Source organism: Caballeronia sp. LZ065, from assembly GCF_031450975.1.
Classification (GTDB): domain Bacteria; phylum Pseudomonadota; class Gammaproteobacteria; order Burkholderiales; family Burkholderiaceae; genus Caballeronia.
This window is the reverse complement of the sequence record NZ_JARUXV010000005.1, coordinates 25,504-44,655: the sequence shown is the minus strand read 5'-3', so window position 1 is coordinate 44,655 and position 19,152 is coordinate 25,504. Positions and strand designations below refer to the sequence as shown.

Annotated in this window: 18 protein-coding genes and 5 pseudogenes; 10 read left to right on the top strand and 13 right to left on the bottom strand. The window is 59.4% G+C overall.

Going from position 1 to position 19,152, the window contains the following annotated elements; translation table 11 throughout:
* Nucleotides 1-32 precede the first annotated feature (32 nt).
* The 5 genes from QCE63_RS36915 to QCE63_RS33905 all read left to right on the top strand — a co-directional run bounded on the left by QCE63_RS36915 (nucleotide 33) and on the right by QCE63_RS33905 (nucleotide 2,580).
* The gene (locus QCE63_RS36915; protein WP_404990242.1) at nucleotides 33-275 is read left to right on the top strand and encodes a DUF892 family protein; all 243 of its coding nucleotides are present in this window, start codon (nucleotides 33-35) and stop codon (nucleotides 273-275) included.
* Between the two features lie 260 nt (nucleotides 276-535).
* Entirely contained in the window at nucleotides 536-1,405 is an 870-nt protein-coding gene (locus QCE63_RS33920) for a manganese catalase family protein (RefSeq protein ID WP_309839466.1), read from the top strand.
* A 77-nt stretch (nucleotides 1,406-1,482) separates the two neighbouring features.
* Nucleotides 1,483-1,737: a DUF378 domain-containing protein gene (locus tag QCE63_RS33915; protein WP_309839464.1), complete on the top strand. Its 255-nt coding sequence runs from the start codon at nucleotides 1,483-1,485 to the stop codon at nucleotides 1,735-1,737.
* 21 nt (nucleotides 1,738-1,758) lie between these two features.
* Nucleotides 1,759-1,962 carry a CsbD family protein gene (locus QCE63_RS33910; RefSeq protein ID WP_309839462.1) on the top strand — a complete coding sequence of 68 codons (204 nt, stop codon included), beginning with the start codon at nucleotides 1,759-1,761 and terminating at the stop codon, nucleotides 1,960-1,962.
* A gap of 111 nt (nucleotides 1,963-2,073) precedes the next feature.
* Nucleotides 2,074-2,580, top strand: a complete 507-nt coding sequence (locus QCE63_RS33905) for a hypothetical protein (protein WP_309839460.1) — start codon at nucleotides 2,074-2,076, stop codon at nucleotides 2,578-2,580.
* Between the two features lie 105 nt (nucleotides 2,581-2,685).
* Here the strand turns inward: QCE63_RS33905 and QCE63_RS33900 are convergent.
* Nucleotides 2,686-3,064 (bottom strand): annotated as a pseudogene (locus tag QCE63_RS33900) (DUF4142 domain-containing protein); the annotation flags it as partial.
* Here QCE63_RS33900 and QCE63_RS33895 point away from each other — a divergent pair.
* Nucleotides 2,984-3,247 (top strand): hypothetical protein, encoded by a 264-nt coding sequence (locus QCE63_RS33895; protein ID WP_309839760.1) that lies wholly within the window; start codon nucleotides 2,984-2,986, stop codon nucleotides 3,245-3,247. The pseudogene QCE63_RS33900 and the gene QCE63_RS33895 sit on opposite strands and share 81 nt — an antisense overlap.
* On the opposite strand, the pseudogene QCE63_RS33890 reads toward QCE63_RS33895, so the two are convergent.
* The 6 genes and pseudogenes from QCE63_RS33890 to QCE63_RS33860 form a co-directional block, all read right to left on the bottom strand.
* A pseudogene (locus tag QCE63_RS33890) lies at nucleotides 3,165-3,679 on the bottom strand (EAL domain-containing protein); the annotation flags it as partial. The gene QCE63_RS33895 and the pseudogene QCE63_RS33890 overlap by 83 nt on opposite strands.
* A 954-nt stretch (nucleotides 3,680-4,633) precedes the next feature.
* Complete coding sequence (locus tag QCE63_RS33880) at nucleotides 4,634-5,614, bottom strand: ATP-binding protein (protein WP_309839456.1); 981 nt, start codon at nucleotides 5,612-5,614, stop codon at nucleotides 4,634-4,636.
* 23 nt (nucleotides 5,615-5,637) lie between these two features.
* Nucleotides 5,638-7,637: pseudogene (locus QCE63_RS33875) on the bottom strand (integrase).
* 67 nt (nucleotides 7,638-7,704) lie between these two features.
* Nucleotides 7,705-8,271, bottom strand: coding sequence for a hypothetical protein (locus tag QCE63_RS33870; RefSeq protein ID WP_309839454.1), 567 nt, complete (start codon nucleotides 8,269-8,271; stop codon nucleotides 7,705-7,707).
* Between the two features lie 213 nt (nucleotides 8,272-8,484).
* Nucleotides 8,485-9,465, bottom strand: a complete 981-nt coding sequence (locus tag QCE63_RS33865; protein WP_309839452.1) for a GGDEF domain-containing protein — start codon at nucleotides 9,463-9,465, stop codon at nucleotides 8,485-8,487.
* A gap of 14 nt (nucleotides 9,466-9,479) precedes the next feature.
* Nucleotides 9,480-9,785 (bottom strand): hypothetical protein, encoded by a 306-nt coding sequence (locus QCE63_RS33860; protein ID WP_309839450.1) that lies wholly within the window; start codon nucleotides 9,783-9,785, stop codon nucleotides 9,480-9,482.
* Between the two features lie 443 nt (nucleotides 9,786-10,228).
* Between QCE63_RS33860 and QCE63_RS33855 the strand changes: the two genes are divergently transcribed.
* The 3 genes from QCE63_RS33855 (at nucleotide 10,229) to QCE63_RS33845 (ending at nucleotide 12,172) form a co-directional block, all read left to right on the top strand.
* On the top strand, nucleotides 10,229-10,402 hold the full coding sequence (locus QCE63_RS33855; protein ID WP_309839448.1) for a hypothetical protein: 174 nt from the start codon (nucleotides 10,229-10,231) through the stop codon (nucleotides 10,400-10,402).
* Nucleotides 10,403-10,492: 90 nt separating this feature from the next.
* Nucleotides 10,493-10,783: a hypothetical protein gene (locus tag QCE63_RS33850; protein ID WP_309839446.1), complete on the top strand. Its 291-nt coding sequence runs from the start codon at nucleotides 10,493-10,495 to the stop codon at nucleotides 10,781-10,783.
* A 126-nt stretch (nucleotides 10,784-10,909) separates the two neighbouring features.
* On the top strand, nucleotides 10,910-12,172 hold the full coding sequence (locus QCE63_RS33845) for a putative Na+/H+ antiporter (protein ID WP_309839749.1): 1,263 nt from the start codon (nucleotides 10,910-10,912) through the stop codon (nucleotides 12,170-12,172).
* Between the two features lie 822 nt (nucleotides 12,173-12,994).
* Here the strand turns inward: QCE63_RS33845 and QCE63_RS33840 are convergent.
* From QCE63_RS33840 to QCE63_RS33830, 3 genes and pseudogenes are all read right to left on the bottom strand, one after another.
* Nucleotides 12,995-13,666, bottom strand: a pseudogene (locus tag QCE63_RS33840) (peptidase S11); the annotation flags it as partial.
* Nucleotides 13,667-13,678: 12 nt separating this feature from the next.
* Nucleotides 13,679-13,921, bottom strand: a complete 243-nt coding sequence (locus tag QCE63_RS33835; protein WP_309839444.1) for a hypothetical protein — start codon at nucleotides 13,919-13,921, stop codon at nucleotides 13,679-13,681.
* Nucleotides 13,922-14,039: 118 nt separating this feature from the next.
* Nucleotides 14,040-14,354: a hypothetical protein gene (locus tag QCE63_RS33830; protein WP_309839443.1), complete on the bottom strand. Its 315-nt coding sequence runs from the start codon at nucleotides 14,352-14,354 to the stop codon at nucleotides 14,040-14,042.
* A 361-nt stretch (nucleotides 14,355-14,715) separates the two neighbouring features.
* On the opposite strand from QCE63_RS33830, the pseudogene QCE63_RS33825 reads away from it, so the two are divergent.
* Nucleotides 14,716-15,348 (top strand): annotated as a pseudogene (locus tag QCE63_RS33825) (OBAP family protein); the annotation flags it as partial.
* 253 nt (nucleotides 15,349-15,601) lie between these two features.
* On the opposite strand, the gene QCE63_RS33820 reads toward QCE63_RS33825, so the two are convergent.
* From QCE63_RS33820 to QCE63_RS33810, 3 genes are all read right to left on the bottom strand, one after another.
* Nucleotides 15,602-16,024, bottom strand: a complete 423-nt coding sequence (locus QCE63_RS33820) for a succinylglutamate desuccinylase/aspartoacylase family protein (protein ID WP_404990238.1) — start codon at nucleotides 16,022-16,024, stop codon at nucleotides 15,602-15,604.
* Nucleotides 16,025-16,288: 264 nt separating this feature from the next.
* Entirely contained in the window at nucleotides 16,289-16,867 is a 579-nt protein-coding gene (locus QCE63_RS33815; RefSeq protein ID WP_309839441.1) for a recombinase family protein, read from the bottom strand.
* 735 nt (nucleotides 16,868-17,602) lie between these two features.
* A complete protein-coding gene (locus QCE63_RS33810; RefSeq protein WP_309839440.1) occupies nucleotides 17,603-19,132 on the bottom strand; it encodes an ATP-binding protein in 1,530 nt (509 codons plus the stop codon).
* Nucleotides 19,133-19,152: the final 20 nt, after the last annotated feature.

Genomic DNA, 19,152 nt, shown 5'->3' with positions numbered 1-19,152 from the left:
GCAGAGACGACGCCCGTCTCGAAGCACTCTGCCTGAGGCGCGCAATTCGCCCGGTTGATGCAGACGCGAAGTCGCACGAACTATATCTTCGAAAACCTCGAGATCGCGTCCCCTGCACGTCGCTCATTGCGGCGGCCGACCGCTGCGGCCACGCGCTGACCAAAGCAGCGTGTGAGCGGATTTCGCCGCAGGAACAAGCGATGGCCAGATGGCTGCTCGAGCAAGTTCCAGCGATCTTCGATGGCCTATTTCCTGCGCTCCACCTCGGGCGTTGAGGCGAAGAAGTGAGCGACGGCCAAGTGGCACAAGCGTTGCTCACTGTAAGCCAACCGCGCTTCCATCCGCGAAGCGTCCATTCACTAGCGGCGGTGCCGCAATCATGCCAGCGCGCATCCGTAGCGCTGAGACTCGAGGCAGACGGACCGAAAGTGACGCTAACGCGCTCCTCCCGGTCGCTCCGAGTTCACCCCTTGTCTTCATTGCGTGCGCGGCGCCGCGATAGCTTGCGCACGTCTCAACAAAAGGAGCCGTTGACATGTTCGTTCATAACAAGCGCCTGCAATATACAGTGCGCGTGGCTGCGCCGAACCCCGGCCTCGCTAACCTGTTGCTTGAGCAGTTTGGCGGGCCGCAAGGCGAATTGGCTGCCGCGTGTCGTTACTTCACCCAGGCGGTGGCGGAAGATGACCCTGGCCGCAAAGACCTCCTGTTTGACATTGCAACGGAGGAATTGAGTCACCTCGAGGTGATCGGTTCGGTCGTCGCAATGCTGAATAAGGGTGCAAAAGGCCAACTGGCAGAAGGCGTCCAGCAAGAAGCCGAGCTTTACCGCTCGCTGACCGGGGCGGGGAACGACTCTCACATCACATCTCTGCTGTATGGCGGCGGTCCATCGCTGACCAACTCCGCTGGCGTGCCCTGGACGGCGGCCTACATCGATACGATCGGCGAGCCCACAGCCGATTTGCGCTCCAACATCGCCGCTGAGGCGCGCGCAAAAATCATCTATGAGCGTCTCATCAACATCACAGACGATCCAGGCATCAAGGAGGCGCTCGGCTTTTTGATGACGCGGGAGATTGCCCATCAGAAATCGTTCGAGAAAGCGCTTCATGCAATTCAGCCGAACTTCCCACAGGGCAAGTTGCCGGGCGATCCTGCATTCGCCAGTGTGTACTTCAACATGTCCAAGGGTGACGACGCCCGAGGTCCCTGGAACCAAGGAGGCGACTGGCAGTTTGTCGAGGAACCGCAACCCGCTGTAGACGGCGGAGACGGGACCGCGACCGTCACGGTTTCCGATGCGGAATCGCAGACGTTGCAGGCAATGGCGTCGCGAACGGCATCCGATCCCGCCGCAGATCCCGCAACGGGCGCTGACCTTGGCGCAGGCGGAAAGGTGTGATCGACGCACGTCTCACGACCACGTGCGCTGCGTGCGGTCAACCAATCAAACATTAAACCGAACATTAGGAGCTTCACATGCCTACGATCAGCTCAAGAGGAACGGTTACGGTTCGTCGCAACCCGATAGATTGGGTGGCGGGCGCCCTGGTCATCATTGGAGCGCTGAACTGGGGCCTCGTCGGTCTGATTCAGCTTGACCTTGTAGCCACACTCTTCGGTGCGGGTTCCACGCCCGCACGCATCGTCTACGTCCTGGTTGGGCTTGCTGGCATTTATATGCTCGTGCGCGCCTTCGCCGTGCCTCGGGACCCGGAACTTGGGCGCAGCTAAACACAAGATCAGGAGCGTGTTATGAACAAGGACCAGAAGGAAGGAATCAAGGATCAAATCAAAGGCTGGGCCGACACCGCGATCGGCACATTGACCGGCAATGAAGATCGCAAGGTAAAGGGAGACGTTGAAATAACGAACGGCGCCAATCAGAAGGACTACGGCGACCAGAAGGACAACATCGAGAGCGGCGTCGAAGATCCGGGCGAGCCGACGAATCAGTAGGCCGCCAACGCGGCATTCCTCAAGGCTTGGTCGTGCACCGCACCGTGCGACAGATTCAAGATCGGCCAAGTTCCTCGATTATGAGCAGCACTGAAACCATAGGAGATCCGCATGAGCCCGTATCCGACCGATTCCGACCGACGCGCCGAAACCGATTCCCTCGCCCGCGGCCTCGGAATATTTAGCCTCGCGCTCGGCTTCGCCGAGCTGCTCGCGGCGCGTCGCGTCGCGAAGGCATCCGGCGTGCGCGCCGATCCGGCGCTCGTGCGGCTGTATGGCATGCGCGAGATTGCGTGCGGCGTCGGCATACTGGGGTCGCGCGATCCGTCGCCGTATCTGATCGCACGCATTGGTGGCGACGCGCTCGATTTTCTGAGCCTGATCGCGGCGCCGCGCAGGACCGCGCGCGGTGCTCGTCATCGGGTATGGGGCGCACTCCTCAACGTCGCCACGGTCACCGCGCTTGACGTGTATGCGGCGAGATCGCACGCCGATGAACAGGCGAAACGGCGCAGGGCGCGATCCGAACACTATGCGGCGCTCTATGGCGATCGCAGCGGGTTCCCCCGTCCGCCCGACGCCATGCGGGGTGACGCGCTTCGCGATTCGACGGGCTGATACGCGAAAGTTGCGCTCAAGCACGGAACGTTGAACGAAAGGCCGCGGTCGACGCGGGCTTCGTTTTCGGCAGCGCGTGACTCTACCCGGTCCTATCCGGTGCCTTCACTGCACGCCCTTCTTCGCTGCGAGATCCTGAGCCATCTTGAGATGGCGTTGAATCGTCGGCAGCGCCTTTTAAGCCGCTTCTTTAACGGTCGGCGTTCTGCCCGTCCTGAGCTTCCTTCTGGCAAGCTTCGACTGCCTTCTGATGTCCTTCGACGCCGATCTTCCTGATTTATATCTCGTCGGATTCCCTGCCTTTGAGCGGCTTTAACGCATTGTTGACGCTCTCGTCTGATTTGTCTTTGGGCACCGTCACGACATGCGGCGCGGCCATCTTGAGCTGCATGGTCAATCTGGTATGGCCCACCATCATGTGATGCACGAAGCTTTTTACGTGCTTGATCTAAGACTGCTTCGTCGCAAGCTTGGCGGTGTCGACGTTTTCCTCCTTGCCTGGCAACAATTCGCCGCGGTGGACAAGGCGTTCGTGCAAGCCGCGCGCCAATCGAGCTCGACCAAGATTTTCGCAGCCAATGGCGTCACGCTGATGCAGGGCTATTTCTTTGAAAAGCCCGCTTTCCGATCAATTCCCGCGTCGACACAAGACTGGCTGACCGTGTAAAAGGGCAGTCACTGGCCCGCATCTTGACGTCCAGTGGGCGCATATTGTTCTCGCTGAGAAAAGATCGCCAGCCGCCACGCGTTTCAATACCCTCCGCTATCACGCGGACGCCCAGATCGTGGCACATGGATAACACGCCTCGCGCGATGCTCTGACGCACCGAATCCGTGTCAATGCCGCCCACCAGTTCCATGTCGAGTTTGATCAGATCCGGCTGAAACTCGGCGAGTAAAGTTAGCCCCGAGTAGCCGGCGCCGAAATCGTCAATAGCCGTCTGAAAGCCGAAACGCCGAACGCACGAAAGATTTCGACCAAGTGTGAGCGGCTGATGATGTTCTCGCCTTCGACAGTTTCGAAGATGATGCGGTCGCTCGCGAACTGGAACCTTTCGGCCGCCTCAAGCGTGCTGCGAATACAAGCCTCTGGCTGATAGCTCGATCAACGCTGCCGTACCGTCGCGATCGAGCAGGCCGCGTCGCTCAATCTGAATGGACACGTGTCGATTAACGTCATGCCGAACCGTAGAACGAAGGGAATCTGTCTCCGTTGTGCCGGGAATTCTGTCAACTAGGGGCGCCCCAGCCCGTCGACCCTAGAAACGCCCACTTGTTCAAGTACTTACCGCCGAAGGAATTGTGTCACCTATCGCAAATGCCGACGACTCGGTTCACATCCGGAAGTCTTCGGATGAGGCAAGGCTCCCGATGCATTTGCACCTAATGCGATCGGTGAGCCGATACGGGAGCATTGCGGCTGGTCTGAGCTCAAACTCACCCCAGGCAACATTCAAGATAGCGGCGTGTGAACGCACGGCGGTGCTCCAATTTCATCGGGTGAGAGTTCTCCGGCGTCCATGTCCCGCCATGACTCACGTAGCAACTTGCACAGTGAAACCGCGCTTGAAGTAGCTCGACATTCACCCGATATGGTGCTTCACAACCGCAGCGCCAGCACCTTGACTCGAGAACGCGATGATGGGCAGGACACACGCTCTGCCTTTCCAGTTGGTGCACAACGCTGTGATAGCCATGAGCGAGACAGCGACGACAATAACGGAACACGTCGCTGTAGCGTCGACGCCCGGGCGGATCCATCAGCGAAGTCCGCAGCGTTTCTGCGGGTAAGCCGAGACTCTCCTGTAGTCGCCCGACATCGACCAACCCTCGACGCGGAGCGACACCCTGATAAGGATCGACTTCCAGCCCCATGAGTCGTGCTACAACGATGCCCGACAGCGCGTTGGCAGTCTCGAACTTCCACAGGATCGAGATCAGTGACTCATGTGGATAAATCCAGCGCCTCCTGAATATGTAACCCAGGGCCGGCGTCAGCCGGCTCTCATCGAGCGTGAGAATCGGGAACGCCGGCTCCCTCAGGAGCCCGTCGCTAAGAGGTGGCAACAAGGACGCGTCCGGTTGCATGACGTGACTGGACATAGCCGCAATGCCTCACCGCATGGTCCCAAAGGACCTGGTCCGGGCAATAGCCCCGTGCGTCGTTCAATTCACTGTCCTTGAGCACTATCTCGACCGCGCGTGCGAAGGATTCCATCGGGATCCCAAGCTTCCCCGGCAGATTGGCCTTGTGGTGCGCCCTCTCGAATGCATTCCACAGAGTATCGGCGTCACTCACCAGTCGATATCCCGCATCAAACGCCTGCGGGACGTAGAAGCGGGTAAAACTCCATTGGCTGCCTTCGGGGTAGGCGGTCTGATCGTAGCCGTTCAGGCATGTCGCCACGTCCTGCGCATTGCGGATGCCATAAAAGGCCAACTCCTCGACCATCAGACGCGCGACGATCTGCGTCTTGCCCGCGACCTGCATCGCGGTCTTTTGCGCGAGCAACTCCTGCTGGCCAACAAGGAACGTGAACAACTTGATCTGCTGCCGGTCCAGCGCATCATGCACGTCACGCAGCCATTCGTATTCATTGTCGTCGTAGCGCTGTGCCTCATCGCAAAAGAGCAACACCACCCCACTGCCCCCAATCGATGCCGCCTGACGGATTCTCAGCGTCAAGCGCATCCGCTTCGAAGGATTCGAGCCGGCATTGGGGTCCGGGTCACCAACCGCCTCCAGCAGATTCGCGAAGAACGGCCCTTCGGCATGCCGCGGCTTGTGCTCGCACTGCGCGTGGTAACTTGTCATCCGCGGATAGTTCCGCGCCAGCAGCAGGCGCACATACTCGATTGCCCGGGTTTTGCCAATGCGCGACGGGCCGTAGATAAGCGCCCCCATGATCCGGTAGCGCAGGCATCGGACAACCAGTTCGTAGAACGCCTCGATCGCTGGCGTTGCAATACGGTACTTCCCCGTCACAAGCGGGTGCAGCGACGGATCGACTGGACGCGGTATCTCAAGCGACATTGATGCCTCCCACGAACACGACGTTAAAAGACCTGACCTGTACCGATTGAAAGCCTTCGAGGACGGGCACGTGTGCCGGGTGACCGGTCTTCAGGCGTTTCCGTCGACCGGATATCGGGCACCGGCCCCAATGACTCAATCGTTTCCGGCTCCGGACGCGGGACCGTCGGCGCGACTGGCAGATCTCCCGCTTGCGCTGACGTGATCAATCGCATGGTGTGAGCTAGTTCCGTAGCAGCTTTGCGGCTCTTCTTCGCCTGCTCGAACTTCTCCTTCACATATGCCTCAATCGGATTGGTATCGACTACCCCGCGACGACGGCGAATGCGCATTTGCCTACAGATCTCCCGCCGTAGTTTGAGTTGTGCGGAATCATCCGCCAGAGCCCCTGCACATCGAGTTCACCCAGTTCCGTACCATCAGAGAGAAACGCCCGCACACTGCGTAGATCGTTTGCGTTCAGATAGACGAGTACTTCTTGGCCGATTAGATGCGTGCTCCTTGCCAGGACGCTATTCGTGTAGCGTGCGGTGTAGAGGTTGATATGCGGACGCACCCCCTGATCCAGGTAGGCGCACACACGACACCGCCGTGCAGACTGCATCAGACACAATGAGCGCCGATGGTAGTGCGCAAGCCAGGTCAGCAGCGTCTGCTTACCCCGCACGAAATACTCCATCGCCTCAAGCGGGGTGACGTTGTTCAGACCGCTGTGTGGCGTGCCGTTGTAGTTTGCAATGGCGTATTCGATCAGCTCATCGAGTTCCTCTATGGACACATACAGGCGCAGGTTACCTCTGGGATTCGCGAGGGCGCGCCGCAGGTCCCATGGATTCGAACCCGCGTAACCGGGCAGACGGGCCGACAATCGGCTGGCAATCGTCCCGAAGAACCGCTCGATGTATGGCCGTTCGTCCGGACTGTATTTCGGCCCTGCATCGGCAAGGCAGCCGACGAACTCGCATAGCGCCGTCAACGTTTCGTTGGCCAGGTTCGCCCTTGCGTTGTCCAGGCGGATCCACTCCCACGTCGCGTAAGCGAGTTCCGGAAGACGCTGCGATGGGAATCCGTCATGCGGTCCATATGCGAGCCCCGGAATCGAGAACGTGCGTGCACGATGAGGTTCGAGGGCGTTCTCGATCGTCTTGATCACGTCGTAGCGGCTGTACTCCCGGGCCAGCACGAGGTGATACCCGAGGACTGCGCGGGTGCACACGTCGATGATGACCAGCAGCCAGACGCGCTCCATCTCGAATTCGTGCACGAAGCCAAGCGGATCGTGCACGACGATCTTGAGCCGGATATCGAGGCGATGCCCGTCAAACTCAACCGTCTGGTATGGGCGAGTCGCCGCAAGTGTGCGCGCCCCGCCGTCCCGGGGCGGCAAGCCCTTGAGGTGCGAATCACCCGCCGAACGCGCCGCGTTGCCGAAGCTGCGCAACAGTTCGTCCTTCAGATGCCGCGAAAGCGAGCGGATTCCACGTTCACCGGTATTGAGCGGATAATCTGTTCCACTGAGCCCAACCGCCCGGCATTGACCCAGGAACCTCTGATGCAGCGCCTCCAAGCCGCGAAGTCGAGTTCGCAACGCCCCATCCGAACTCACCTCCTCGAGCCACACCTTGCGTTGCCTGATCTGCTGGTGCAACCAGTCCGACAGCGCAGGACAGCGCTGCAGAAGCTGTGAGAACGCACCCGCCGCCCCGCCCGGCTCAATGTTGTCGGGAACGGCGCGCATGCGAACGTAGTCTGTCGAGCGCGCATAGCGAAGGAGAGCACGAAAGCCGAAGAGGCGCCCGTCCGGATGAATTGCCCCAGCCCGTTCGAGCCAGCGGTACAACTGGCGACGATTAATTCCTGTCGAGTGCTCAATCTGTTTGACAGACTCGCCTTGCACATACGCCATCACCGCGTGTACGCGCTTCTCAAACATGTGTCGCGTCGTATCGTCAAACTGCGTATAAGCAACCGTCGGCCACGTGCTCACGTCGATTGCCTGAAGTTGCGCATTACGGCGGCTCATAGTGACTTCTCCGCGGAGACAAACGTCGTGAGCAGCGACAGGGGCTGAGAATGGAGTTCCGGCGCGCTCACCCGTCCCTCGCGCAACAGGTTGAACAGACTCGCCCGCACGAGCACGAGATCAATAGTCGAAAGTTGACGCTCATGTCAGCGAGCCGTTTGGGCTGACTGAGGAGCATCACAATAGATTCGGACAGGGCGCGCGTGAGGAGTCTGCGGTTGGCAACCAAACACGGCAACATACTTCGCCAGTTGTCTATCCACATACGTGAGGCGAGCAGTTCGGCCGATTCGACACGTCGGATGGACAATCCCTGCACATCGAGCGTGCCGCCGGCTTTTGATCTTTCATCAAACTCAGGCGTTGAATCACTAAGGATAACTAACTCTTCTAGCGAAGCATAGCGCACCCAGAAGTCCGCGAGGAATTTCTGTCCGTCGATGATGACAAACCCGGGTCTTTCACAAAACGCTACTACGGTCGGACTTGCCTCAAGCAGCACCCATTGCTGAAGCGCGATATGCCGATACAGCGTCACCCGTCTTGCCAGTTTCAGACTGAACGCCTCGAAGCGATGCGCGCTGCGTGGCCGGGCGAGCGCGAGCGGCTGCAGGATTGGCAGAGAATTCCCCATAAGAGCAATACCTTAGGGACGGGATTCGAAGTCTAGGAGGTCAGGTGACGATTTTCATTCGGACTTATGCGAATTGACAGATTTCCCTCGCTCGAGCTTCCAGGAAATGTGTCAACACGCCCGCGCCTAGTCCTTTCGCACTGGGCAACGACGACACGACGCCGGTGACACTGTTCCTTCGATCTACGCCAGGATAACGCTGCGACGACTGTCTTAGCTTCCAGTTGCAGGGCGCTCGGCTACTTCGACTCGGTTACGCCCACACGACTTTGCGAGATACAGAGCGCGGTCGGCGCGGTGAAGCAAGTCGTCTCGTGACTCGCCATTCGCGATTTCTGCGATGCCCGCTGAGAACGAGAGCGAAATGGTGACCTGTGCGGGAATTCGAGAAGACACGGGCGGAATCGACCCGAGCAAAGTCTGAAGGGTTGATTTGGCTTCGTCGGAACTGGTGCCAGGCAGTACTAGAAGGAATTCTTCTCCGCCGAACCGCCCGAATATCGAACCTCTCGGCAACGATTCCAAGCAGTATTGTGCAAAATGACGCAAAGCTAAGTCTCCCGTCTCGTGTCCGAAGGTGTCGTTGATGGATTTAAAGTAGTCGAGGTCGAGCAAGGCTACGCTGATTGCAGTCGTTTCAGCGGGCCAGGCGGCTAGGACCAATTCCAGTCGGGCCATCACGGAGCGTCGATTGGGAACACCGGTAAGTTCGTCGAGGCCGCTGAGTCGGAGCGCGTCGTCGCGTTGCTTCGACAGCAATTGCTCGTGCCGCTTGAGCGACGTGATGTCGGCGCCAGTCAGTACAATCCAGCCGTTTGGCAACAGAGTTTCAGTGCACCAGAGCCAGTCATCGGTCACGAAGTCGACGGGAAAGGAGCGCTGGCGAGCATCATGTACATGCACACGTCGCCGATTTTGCGCGTCCGCAATGAACGCGGTCGTGTCGTGGGCCTCGATTCTGACAGTACGTCCATGCTTGGCGGCGTTCTCTACGATATCGACGAAAGTGGCGACCTGACCAGCTTCCAAGCCGAACCGGCGTAGAAAGCTGTCGTTCGCATAGCGCAAATAGTCCCTATCGTCATAGACGCCGAGAAACGTGTTTCCGGCCGAGAACGAGTGCAGTAGCGCAGCGACCAGCTCTGGCGCGTCACTGTCAGTTTCCAGGCGAACTATTTGACGAAATTGTTCCACCAGACGGCTCTTCCCTAACTCAACACGACCTGCTCGTGTTTGTGTAAGCGGTCTTGAAGCCGGCTCACGGTCGCAAGCTGAGCGTCGCGTACACGTGCTGGACGAGCAGTCCGCAGTTGGACGTCATAGATGACGAGCGCTTCGCGCAGTACCTCATAGTCGGCTCCCGCCAAGATGCAGTGGCTATTCGAAGTGACGCGGACATCCACTCGTACGAGCGCGGCGAGACCTTCCCGCACGGATTCCAAACGGGCTCTTTCGTATCCCGCCACGCAGAGCTCTTCAGAAATCAACAGTTGCTGTGCCAGCAGCGTGAGCAAGCTCGTCGTTTCCTTGCCTCGATGTATTGCATCGAGGGCAATAAAACATTTCAGTAGAACCAGGTCGATAGGGTGCTGCCTGCGATCAGACAACAGTGATGCCACGAGCGGCGAAATAGCTTTATTAACTGCTCGGCGAGGAGTATGGTTCCTGCTCAATTTGATGAGAGACAAGCAAAAAGGGCCGCTGAATAGCGGGCTCACGCAATTTTAGAGCATTCGAGCGCTCGCGAGTGCATCAAACAGCGCCAATTGAAATCGCACGTCCACGCTTCCGGAAATTCCTACATGGAACGTGCATCGCGAGGCCGCAAGTTCCGCATCCATACACACAACAAGCAGTAGTGGTCAATCGATACCAGCATCCTTGGCCTGTCCGTATTTAATGGATTTCGAACGTCACCTAGACCTGGTCGCATTAATCTACGGAGCGACGCTGATCGTTGACGGCTACCTTTATCGCCGTGTTCGTCGCCGGCGTCGCACTGCGCCGCCAGGAAATGGAAGCGACCGGCGAACAGCCCCCGAACGAAGTACTGAAGTCCATCGAAGTGGGGCGTGTGAGGAAGCGGCCAACGATCCCGAACTGGCTCATGCCAACATTGCCGAAAACATGATGGGTTGTTTGGTGGCAGTCGAACGTTTCTTCGAGCTTGGATTGATGGTCATCATCGGCAGCATCGTGTCTGCGCACGGGCGCGAACTCATTGAATGGTCCGAAGCTTGGCCGGGGCCTTTTTCTGTTTGTCGTCGCACGCCCGCTCGGCAGCACTCTTTCTCTTATTGGCTCGTTGATGGATCACCACCAGCGTTCACTGTCGGCGTGGCTAGGGCTGCGTGGCGTCAGCGCCTTCTACTATCTTCTCTTCTCGCTCGAAAACGCGGGGTACGGCGTCGTTGGCAAGATTATGCCGATAATCTTGTTGGCCATCGTAATTTTTCCACATGGCGCGAGCGTTACGGTGTTGCTCGATCGCTATGTCGGAAAAAGAGACTGAGCGGGCTTCACACGAACGCATTGCCGCATTCGCCTGGCCGTCTCGTCGAGCCAGTTAGAAAGGATGTTGTAATATGTGCAGGCCGGCAATGCCGCTCCGTTCAAAAAGCTCACTACCCGTTACTTGATGCCTCATTCCGTTGAAGTTGCTGCCGCTGTCATTTTCGCCATCGCCCTCCTCCATACCTTCGCCGTCGCCCGAATCGAAAGTCTCGGCCACCGCTTTCCACGGCACGCAGGAATATTTCATTTCTTGGCTGAAGTCGAGGTGGCCTTTGGATTTTGGGCGTTGGTCCTGTGTCTCGTCATGTGGGCGCTTGTTGGGTCTAAGGCGACCGTCGGCTACCTGGAGCAGCGCGAGTTCACCGAGGCTCTGTTCGTCTTCGTCATTATGGTCATCGCGGCAAGCCGGCCGATTCTTGTCCTCGTAACAACCGTTGTCATGTGGCTGTCTCGCTTCTTGCCGGTGCGACCACAGATTGCCGTGGTTTGGTTCTCGCTGTCCGCAATTCCGTTGTTGGGCTCCTTGGTGACCGAACCGGCCGCAATGACGCTTGGTGCGCTCCTCTTGCGAGACAGACTGTTTACCGCTCAGGTACCCGAGCGCGTTAAGTACTTCGGGCTCGCGTTACTTTTCGTGAACGTATCAATCGGTGGCGTCATGACGGCGTACGCCGCACCGCCGGTGCTGATGGTCGCGAATGCCTGGGGTTGGAACACGGGCTTTATGGCGGCGACTTTTGGCTGGAAAGCAGCCCTTGCTGTTCTCTTCAATGCCACCGTATTCGTCGCAATCTGTGCCAAAAGCGTCCCGTCGAAATTGACGACCGAAGACACTGACGGTTTGCTATCGAAGCGCGTCCCGGTCGGCGTCACGCTTGTCCACCTCGGATTTCTTGTGCTCGTCGTTCTGAATTCGCATCACGCCGTCGTCTTTGTGGGAGCGTTTCTGTTTTTTCTAGGATACACGCAGGCTTACGAGCGTCATCAATCGCCTCTGATGCTTCGCGAAAGCCTTTTGGTCGCATTCTTTCTCGGTGGTCTGGTGGTACTGGGCGGGCTGCAACGGTGGTGGCTGCAACCCGCTGTAAGTTCGATGGACGCTCTCACACTGTACTTCGGAGCGACGGGTCTGACAGCAGTAATGGACAATGCGGCCATAACATATCTCGGCTCGCTTATCCCAGACTTGTCGGACAGCGCAAAGTACCTGCTAGTGGCCGGTGCGGTGACGGGTGGCGGATTGACCGTGATTGCCAATGCACCTAACCCGGCGGGCTTGGCGATTTTGGGTAATCGATTTCCGGGCGGTGCTGTAAGTCCGCTGCGACTACTCGGCGCCGCGTTGCTACCGACCATAACGGCGGGCGTGGCATTCCTGATCTGGTGACGACAATAGCAGGTACACGCCGCGCTATGGTTGCTCGGCTCTGTCTTCTGTCGAAACCAGAGTCAATGTCTGTCGGCGGTCGGCACGACGGCGCCATGTGAGCGGCCGACGCGCTTTCACTCGAACTGACCGTTTCGACGCATTCTTCCATTTTTGCCGTTCACCACCTCCACTACAAACGAATGGCTCGTTTTGGGCCATGGTCGGCGACTACCAGGATCAACTATCGCCCGGTCAACACGAAGTGCGCTTTCGCTTTCCGCTCACGGCGATCTCATCGTCATTCGTTGACTTATTCGCATTGACTCCGCACCTACGACCTGGCGGCTCGCGCCACAATGCAGCGTCCTTGAGCAATTCGACCTGCGAATCCTCACGAATGCCCCTACTGAGGGCCAGGACAACGAACCACGGACGGTGATTGCGCCTTACGGTGCGTTGCTCTGCGCAAGGTGCAGGCAACTACGCACCATCCCTAGATAGACCGGATCGGTGAAGCGCCGCTCGAAGTACTCGACCAACGTCTTTCCGGCATCGCTGCGCACGCGAACGCCGATTGTTACAGCAGAAAAAAATTGACTTTCCACGTATGCGAATCGCGCCGTATTTGCGCGTGCGGCTGAATCCGCGCGTGCCCCTCTGCCAGCGTGATGCGATTCACCCGGCCAGCGACGTCTTCGCGAGCTCGGAACGCGCGTGGTACGTGGGCGGCAGAAAGAAACACTTTCCGGCCGCGAACACGCCACGAGTGCGAGACTAATGCAGAGAACTGCCATGCATACCAGATGCCCCGGGTTCATAACTTCCCCTTCCTGTTTCCTATCATTGATGTCCGCGAACTGCTTGCCTCAGCACCCAGTTGCGCAATGTAATGGCATCCTGGAAGTGCGCGTGCGGCTTCGGGGCACCGAGGATCACAAACACCGTAGGATGCCCACGCAGCGTCGTGATGACGATCAGACAGTGCCCGGCTTCGTTGGTGAAGCCGGTTTTCTGCAAACCGACGTTCCACGCGGTGTTGTAAACGAGCGGGTCGGTGTTGCGGTACTCGAGCGGCCCGTCGCCGCCCAGCACCAACTTGCTATGCGATGTCGCGTATTCCCGAATCTTCGGATAGTGATACGCCGCACGCGCCAGGCGCGTCAGATCGCGCGCCGTCGAGACGTTGTGCGGCGAAAGGCCGGTCGGATCGACGAAATGGCTATGTGTCATCCGCACCCGCTTTGACGTGCGGTTCATCGCGCGCACGAAGCCGGGGCGTCCGCCGGGATAGTCGCGGCTCAGTGCGAAGGCCGCCCGGTTTTCAGACGACATCAACGCGATATGGAGCATGGTTCGGCGAAGCAGCAGCGAGCCCACCGGCAAACGCGAGCTTGACCATTTGAGCCGGTCGACGTCGGCATTGGTGATACGCGCGGGCCTGACGAGCGAACGGTTTGAGTCGATGACGACCATCGCCGTCATTAGCTTCGTGAGTGACGCGATCGGCATGCGCCGATCGGGATTCTAAGCGTAAAGGGTGCGTCCCGTGAAGAGGTCGACCGCGATGGCAGCTCGCGCGGACACGACGGGGCGTACCGGATGCCGCACCACGTGCTGATGCTTCGCCATCCGGCGATTCTTACTGCTGTGGTGTTTGACGACTTGAGGCTTGCGGACCTGTTGACCGACGATGCGCTTCGCTTGCGCGTCGGCAGGTAACAGGTTGGCACATAGCAACAGCAGAAGGAAGATGTGGAATTTGGTCATGAGGCGTACGTCGAACGCGCCCGGTGGACGACGAAGGCACGGAGACGAAAACGAAGCACTATAGAAAGCAAGATTCGATGGAGGGACTGCCATGCGTTGTCTTGATAACGAGCTATGCTTAATTGCAGCTTAAGACAGCGCGCCGCACCGGTTCACAACCGGCGTATTTTGCATCGTCCAGCGCCTCCGCTTCGATGGTTCCATTACCAGCGGCGCGCGCCCCAGTGCTGCCCTCCTGATCAATCGCGCTTGATCGCCTGGTGGACAGCGCGACACGCGGTTTTGTCAGGCCATCGGGTTGAAGTTTGCTGCATCGGGCGCCTCGATCATATTTTTGCGGCCCCGCCGACGGCGGCATCCAGGAGGTCGTGACCAGGCGCAGCGATCCTGAACAGGGCCAATCAGCTTCCAGCGCGAAGTCGGTCCGCTTCAAAAGCTTCGCTTAGGCTGTGTGATCGAAGAATTCGGGTGCGTGCGTTTGCCGGTTGCTTCCCCTGAGACCGCTTTCGCGGTGTTTTGGGAGAACTGCATGGCGGCAAGCGACACTGCCGCTTCCGGAGGATCCGCGGCCGCCGCAGGCAGCTTGTCCGCGACCGTCGCAAGCGACCCACCGTCGAGCCTAAGCCAGTAAGCGTCTGCGGCAGTACGCGGCGTCCGGCGACCAACGGCTGTGCCGAAACTTAAAGCAACTGCTTGCGCGGGTGCCCGGAAGGCATCCGTTTCGCAATCGCTCATCGAACGGAGTGGGCTCAGGACGTGCGCCGCAGCAGGCGGGGTTTCCTTTAGGAGGGTTTATGAACGCAAGTTCCCGCGATCGCCGCGGTTTCATGGTTTTCATCGGTACGGCCGCGGCCGTCGCGTCATGCTGTTGCACCGGCGTCGGCAAGGCTTCCGCGCGCGACGACTCCGCCAGCAACCCGGTTCCGGGCGGCCCGAAGTCGGCCAAGGCGAAAGCCCTCGGTGCCGGCGCCGACCTGCTGCAACGCCATGCTCCGATCGATGCAATCAACATGTATCTCAACGGCTTTCACTTCTATGCCGACGACATGGGCCGGCAGGTCGAAGCACATCACTACTGTCATCATCTTAACGAGGATTTTTTTCAGTGCGTGATCTACGACGACAATGGCGCGGATGCACGGCTGATCGGAATTGAGTACATCGTGTCGGAGAAGATTTTCAAAACGTTGCCCGATGACGAGAAGCGCCTTTGGCATAGCCATCGGCACGAGACGACGTCGGGCGAGCTCGTTATGCCGGGCATACCTGCGCCGGTGGAGCACGAAGCCATCGCTTCGCTCGTCAACACGTATGGGAAAACTTGGCACACTTGGCAGATCGATCTTCAATCAGCGTTGCCGCTCGGCATTCCAGCGCTGATGATGGGCTTCACGAAAGACGGACAGCTTGATCGCGAGCAGGTGCGACGGCGCGATCGTGCGCTCGACATCGACACTGCGGCGGAGCGAGCAAATCGTGCAGATCTTTCCAGGTCCGCCGGACCGGTTCAGCCGGGGGCGGACGCTTGGCAGTCGGGGAAAGAGTGTCCAACTCGTGTTGAACGAGGTTTCGCTTGGGAACATCAAGCGCTAGGGTTGGCGTTTCGCATCAGCAAGGCGCGAAAGTCCGCATGCACATCACGATGCCGTCGCCGCGAAACGTGCTATCGAGCGGCGCTTGCTACGGGCGATGCGGATCAAACAGGCGTGCGGCGAGTTGACCTTCGCGGACCTGATCGCCGAGCTCGAACGCAGGTTCGAAGAAACCGGCAAGCGGCGAGTACACGTAATGACGCGCGCCTTCGACTCGCAAGAAGCGCGTCTTGCGGGCTGCCGCGGTGTCGGCCTCCGGGATCACACCGAGCCGCTGCAACACGCGCTGCAAGCCGCGCTCGACAATCGCAAGATTCGCGGCATCACAGCCGGCGTGTCCGCCCCGTTTCGCAGCCGCTGCCATCGTGCGGTCCTCGCTGAGCAGATCCATGATCATCGTGTTCGGCGCGCCGAATTCGCGCACGATGTCCATGTACAGCGCGCGCCGCTCCAGTTCGGCGGGCGGCGATGCAAGTAGGGTCGGCGCGTGACGGCCTCCTTTTCTGCGCATCAGCATCAAGAACTGACGCGGTGCTTTCTTTGTCGACTTGACGTTCGGCGAGGGCCGCGAAGGCAAGAACAACCGCGCGGGCGGAATCCGTCGCACTCGGGGATGAAGTCCAGCACGGTTGCATCAGGGACCCACGTCTGCTAGCTGATAAACTCCAGCGCAGCGAGCAACCGTAGTGCGGCCGGCGCTGAAAACCTCGCCTGCCGATGCCGTCTTCGTCACGAATGGCGTTTCGCTTAAAACGCAAACACCCCCGTAAGCGCGTTAGCGTGAACCCCGAGATGCGAGAATTCGCATGATGGTCTGACGCGATGTGTTCAGGGCCCTAGCCACCTCGGCGATGGTTCTGCCCGCAGCGAGCGCATCCAGCGCGCGACGTCGGCTCTCCGCGTCGAGGCTAGGAGGACGGCCGATCCTTGCGTCGTGTTGCTTCAAGATCTGAGCAGCCTCACACGCTCTCGGCTTTCGGACCCGGCTATCGAGTTCCGCTACCAAGCCGAGGGTCTGGATGAGAAGCTCATCCCGCACCACGTCAAACCCATCCTTCGTCGCGCAGATGCAAGCGACTGACGCGCCTTTGTCCTTAATCTCTCGTAAAGTGCGAAAAACGTCGGTAGGGCTGTTGCCCAATGCCACGAGATCGAAAACCACCAGCAGATCGTGCCGCCATAGTCTGCCGATCGCTTCCTGCAACACAGGCCGCTCAGACGCACGTCTCGTTGGGGAAGCGTCGCCCATGTAAATATCTTCATCGCAGACCTCCAGGTCGAACGACATGAGCGTTCGCGCAGCGCTCGCCTGACTCAGGCGATCTTCGTCTCGTATCAGGGCGATGATGGTCATAGCTGCGCTATCGATAGCGAATTACAACTAGGCGATTAGGTTGTCTCGCAGCCATCGGCAACCGGGTCAAGTCGCTCGATTGCCGTCAGACGCTAGACGTCCACCTTGGCGTCCGTCTCAAACGCTGCAAACCGTGCTCGCCGCGCCTGCAGAGGGGACATTCACTGAGGCATGTGACCTCGGCTCGGTCGCGATGTTCCCTGCCTTTCCACGCTGGAACGGACACACGCCAACGCGGCGCGCGACGTACTTCGGCTGCGCCGTCTGACGGTCAGTTGCGGCTGAGATCGTCGTGCAAAGAGTCAGCGGACTCTGCCGCGGAAAGGATGCGGACGTCGGCGCGAGACGAGACGCTCCTGGATAGACGCCCGTCCCTCGGCGATCTCAGCTAACCAGGACGTCACAGTCAAAGCGTCGCGCGGAAGCCGAGCTGGCGGGGATTCGGCACTCGCGCACTCGAAAGGCGGTGGGGTTGAAGCAGCAAGCTCCGTTTCGGCCGCCTGTTTGGCGTCGGCTTGTGCTTGGCGCTCTTCGCTGACACACGACGCAATCTCCTCAGACAGAGTGTCTGGCCCTGAAAGGAGGTCGGCGACAACTGACGCGCCGTCGCTTGAGGCCGTTGCTACGTTCGTCACGTTGCATCGCTTGTCGGGCGTCGAGTTGCGTGCTGAATGGTAACGCCGACCGACATACTCAGAAGTCAGTTAATCGCTCGGCGGAGGCTCTGGCTTACTCTTAAGCCCGCAGCGCTTTTGCCAGTTCCGCAAGGCGATAAGGCTTCGGTAGGAAGGTCACATCGCTTAGCTCGCCATCACCATTCGAAAGCGCAGCCGGTGCATGTCCAGACGTGAGCACAACCCGAATCTGGGGATGCTGTGAGCGGACCAGGCGCGCCAGTTCCAAGCCGCCAGCGCCGTCGGGCAGCGAAATGTCGCATACAAGGAAGCGAATGTCGCTGCGCTGGCCAAGGATGACCGTAGCCTCGGATGCGCTGCTGGCCGGTACGACCTCGTATCCGATGCTTGCAAGCAGTTGAGACGCCACTCCGACCTGTTCTGGCTCGTCCTCGACAAGTAGGACTGTCTCGATCCGCGGTGCTACTGGATCCTCGGCACCGGACCTGTGATGGGCTATCGGCAGATAAAGCTCGACTTTTGTACCCTTATCCACCTCGCTGAACAGACGAACTTTGCCGCCAGACTGTGTGATGAAGCCATATACCTGACTCAATCCGAGTCCTGTGCCCTTGCCCGGCTGTTTAGTCGTAAAGAATGGCTCGAACGCCTGCGCCAGGACCGCTTCGGGCATACCCATGCCGGTATCCGACACACAGATGCGCACGTAGCGCCCTACCGGCATGTCTAACGCGGTGTCCGCGTCCAACTGAACGGTGTCGGTGCCGATCGTGACGGTGCCGCCCGTCGGCATCGCGTCCACTGCGTTGACCACTAGGTTCAACAGCGCCGCCTCAAAGCGCGCTGGGTCAACCAGCGCGAACGCGTTTTCCGGCCGAAGAGCAAGCTCCACGTGCGTGGTGCGGCTTCCCGCACGCGACAGCATCGGCGCGAACTCTCGAATCAGGGCGTTAAGATCGTGAACCTGCGCCTGCAACGGCTGCTGCCGTGCGAAAGAGAGCAACTGCTGCGTAAGTGCGGCGCCGCGGTCGATCGCTCGTCGCATGCTATCGATCATCTTCTTGTCGATTGGCGTACGCGACTGGATAGCCAGCACTTGCAGACCGTTGGACAGCACCGCTAGGAGGTTGTTGAAGTCGTGCGCGACGCCACCCGTCAGCCGCCCGATCGCCTCCATCTTTTGAGATTGGAACAGCGCCGCGTTCGCTTTCTCCAGAGCGGCCGCTGCTTCCTTGCGCTCGGTGATGTCGCGCGTGACTTTTGCGAATCCGACGAGCACACCAGCCTCGTCGCGAATGGCATCCACTACGAGGTGCGCCCAGAAGCGACTGCCGTCCTTGCGCACTCGCCACCCCTCGCGTTCGGCGCGGCCTTCGGCCGCCGCGGTCGCCAAGATCTTTGCCGGCAGACCAGCCGCCTTGTCCTCGGCCGTATAGAAGCGCGAGAAATGCTCGCCGACGATCTCTGATCGTCGATAGCCCTTGATCCGCTCCGCCCCGACGTTCCAGGTGGTCACCACGCCCGTCGGCGACAGCATGAAGATCGCGTAGTCAGTCACGCCTTGAACGAGGATCCGAAACTGCTCCTGAGCTTCACGTGCGGAATCATTCGCGCCCGATTCTTCGGCCATGTTACCTATCCTTCGCTCGC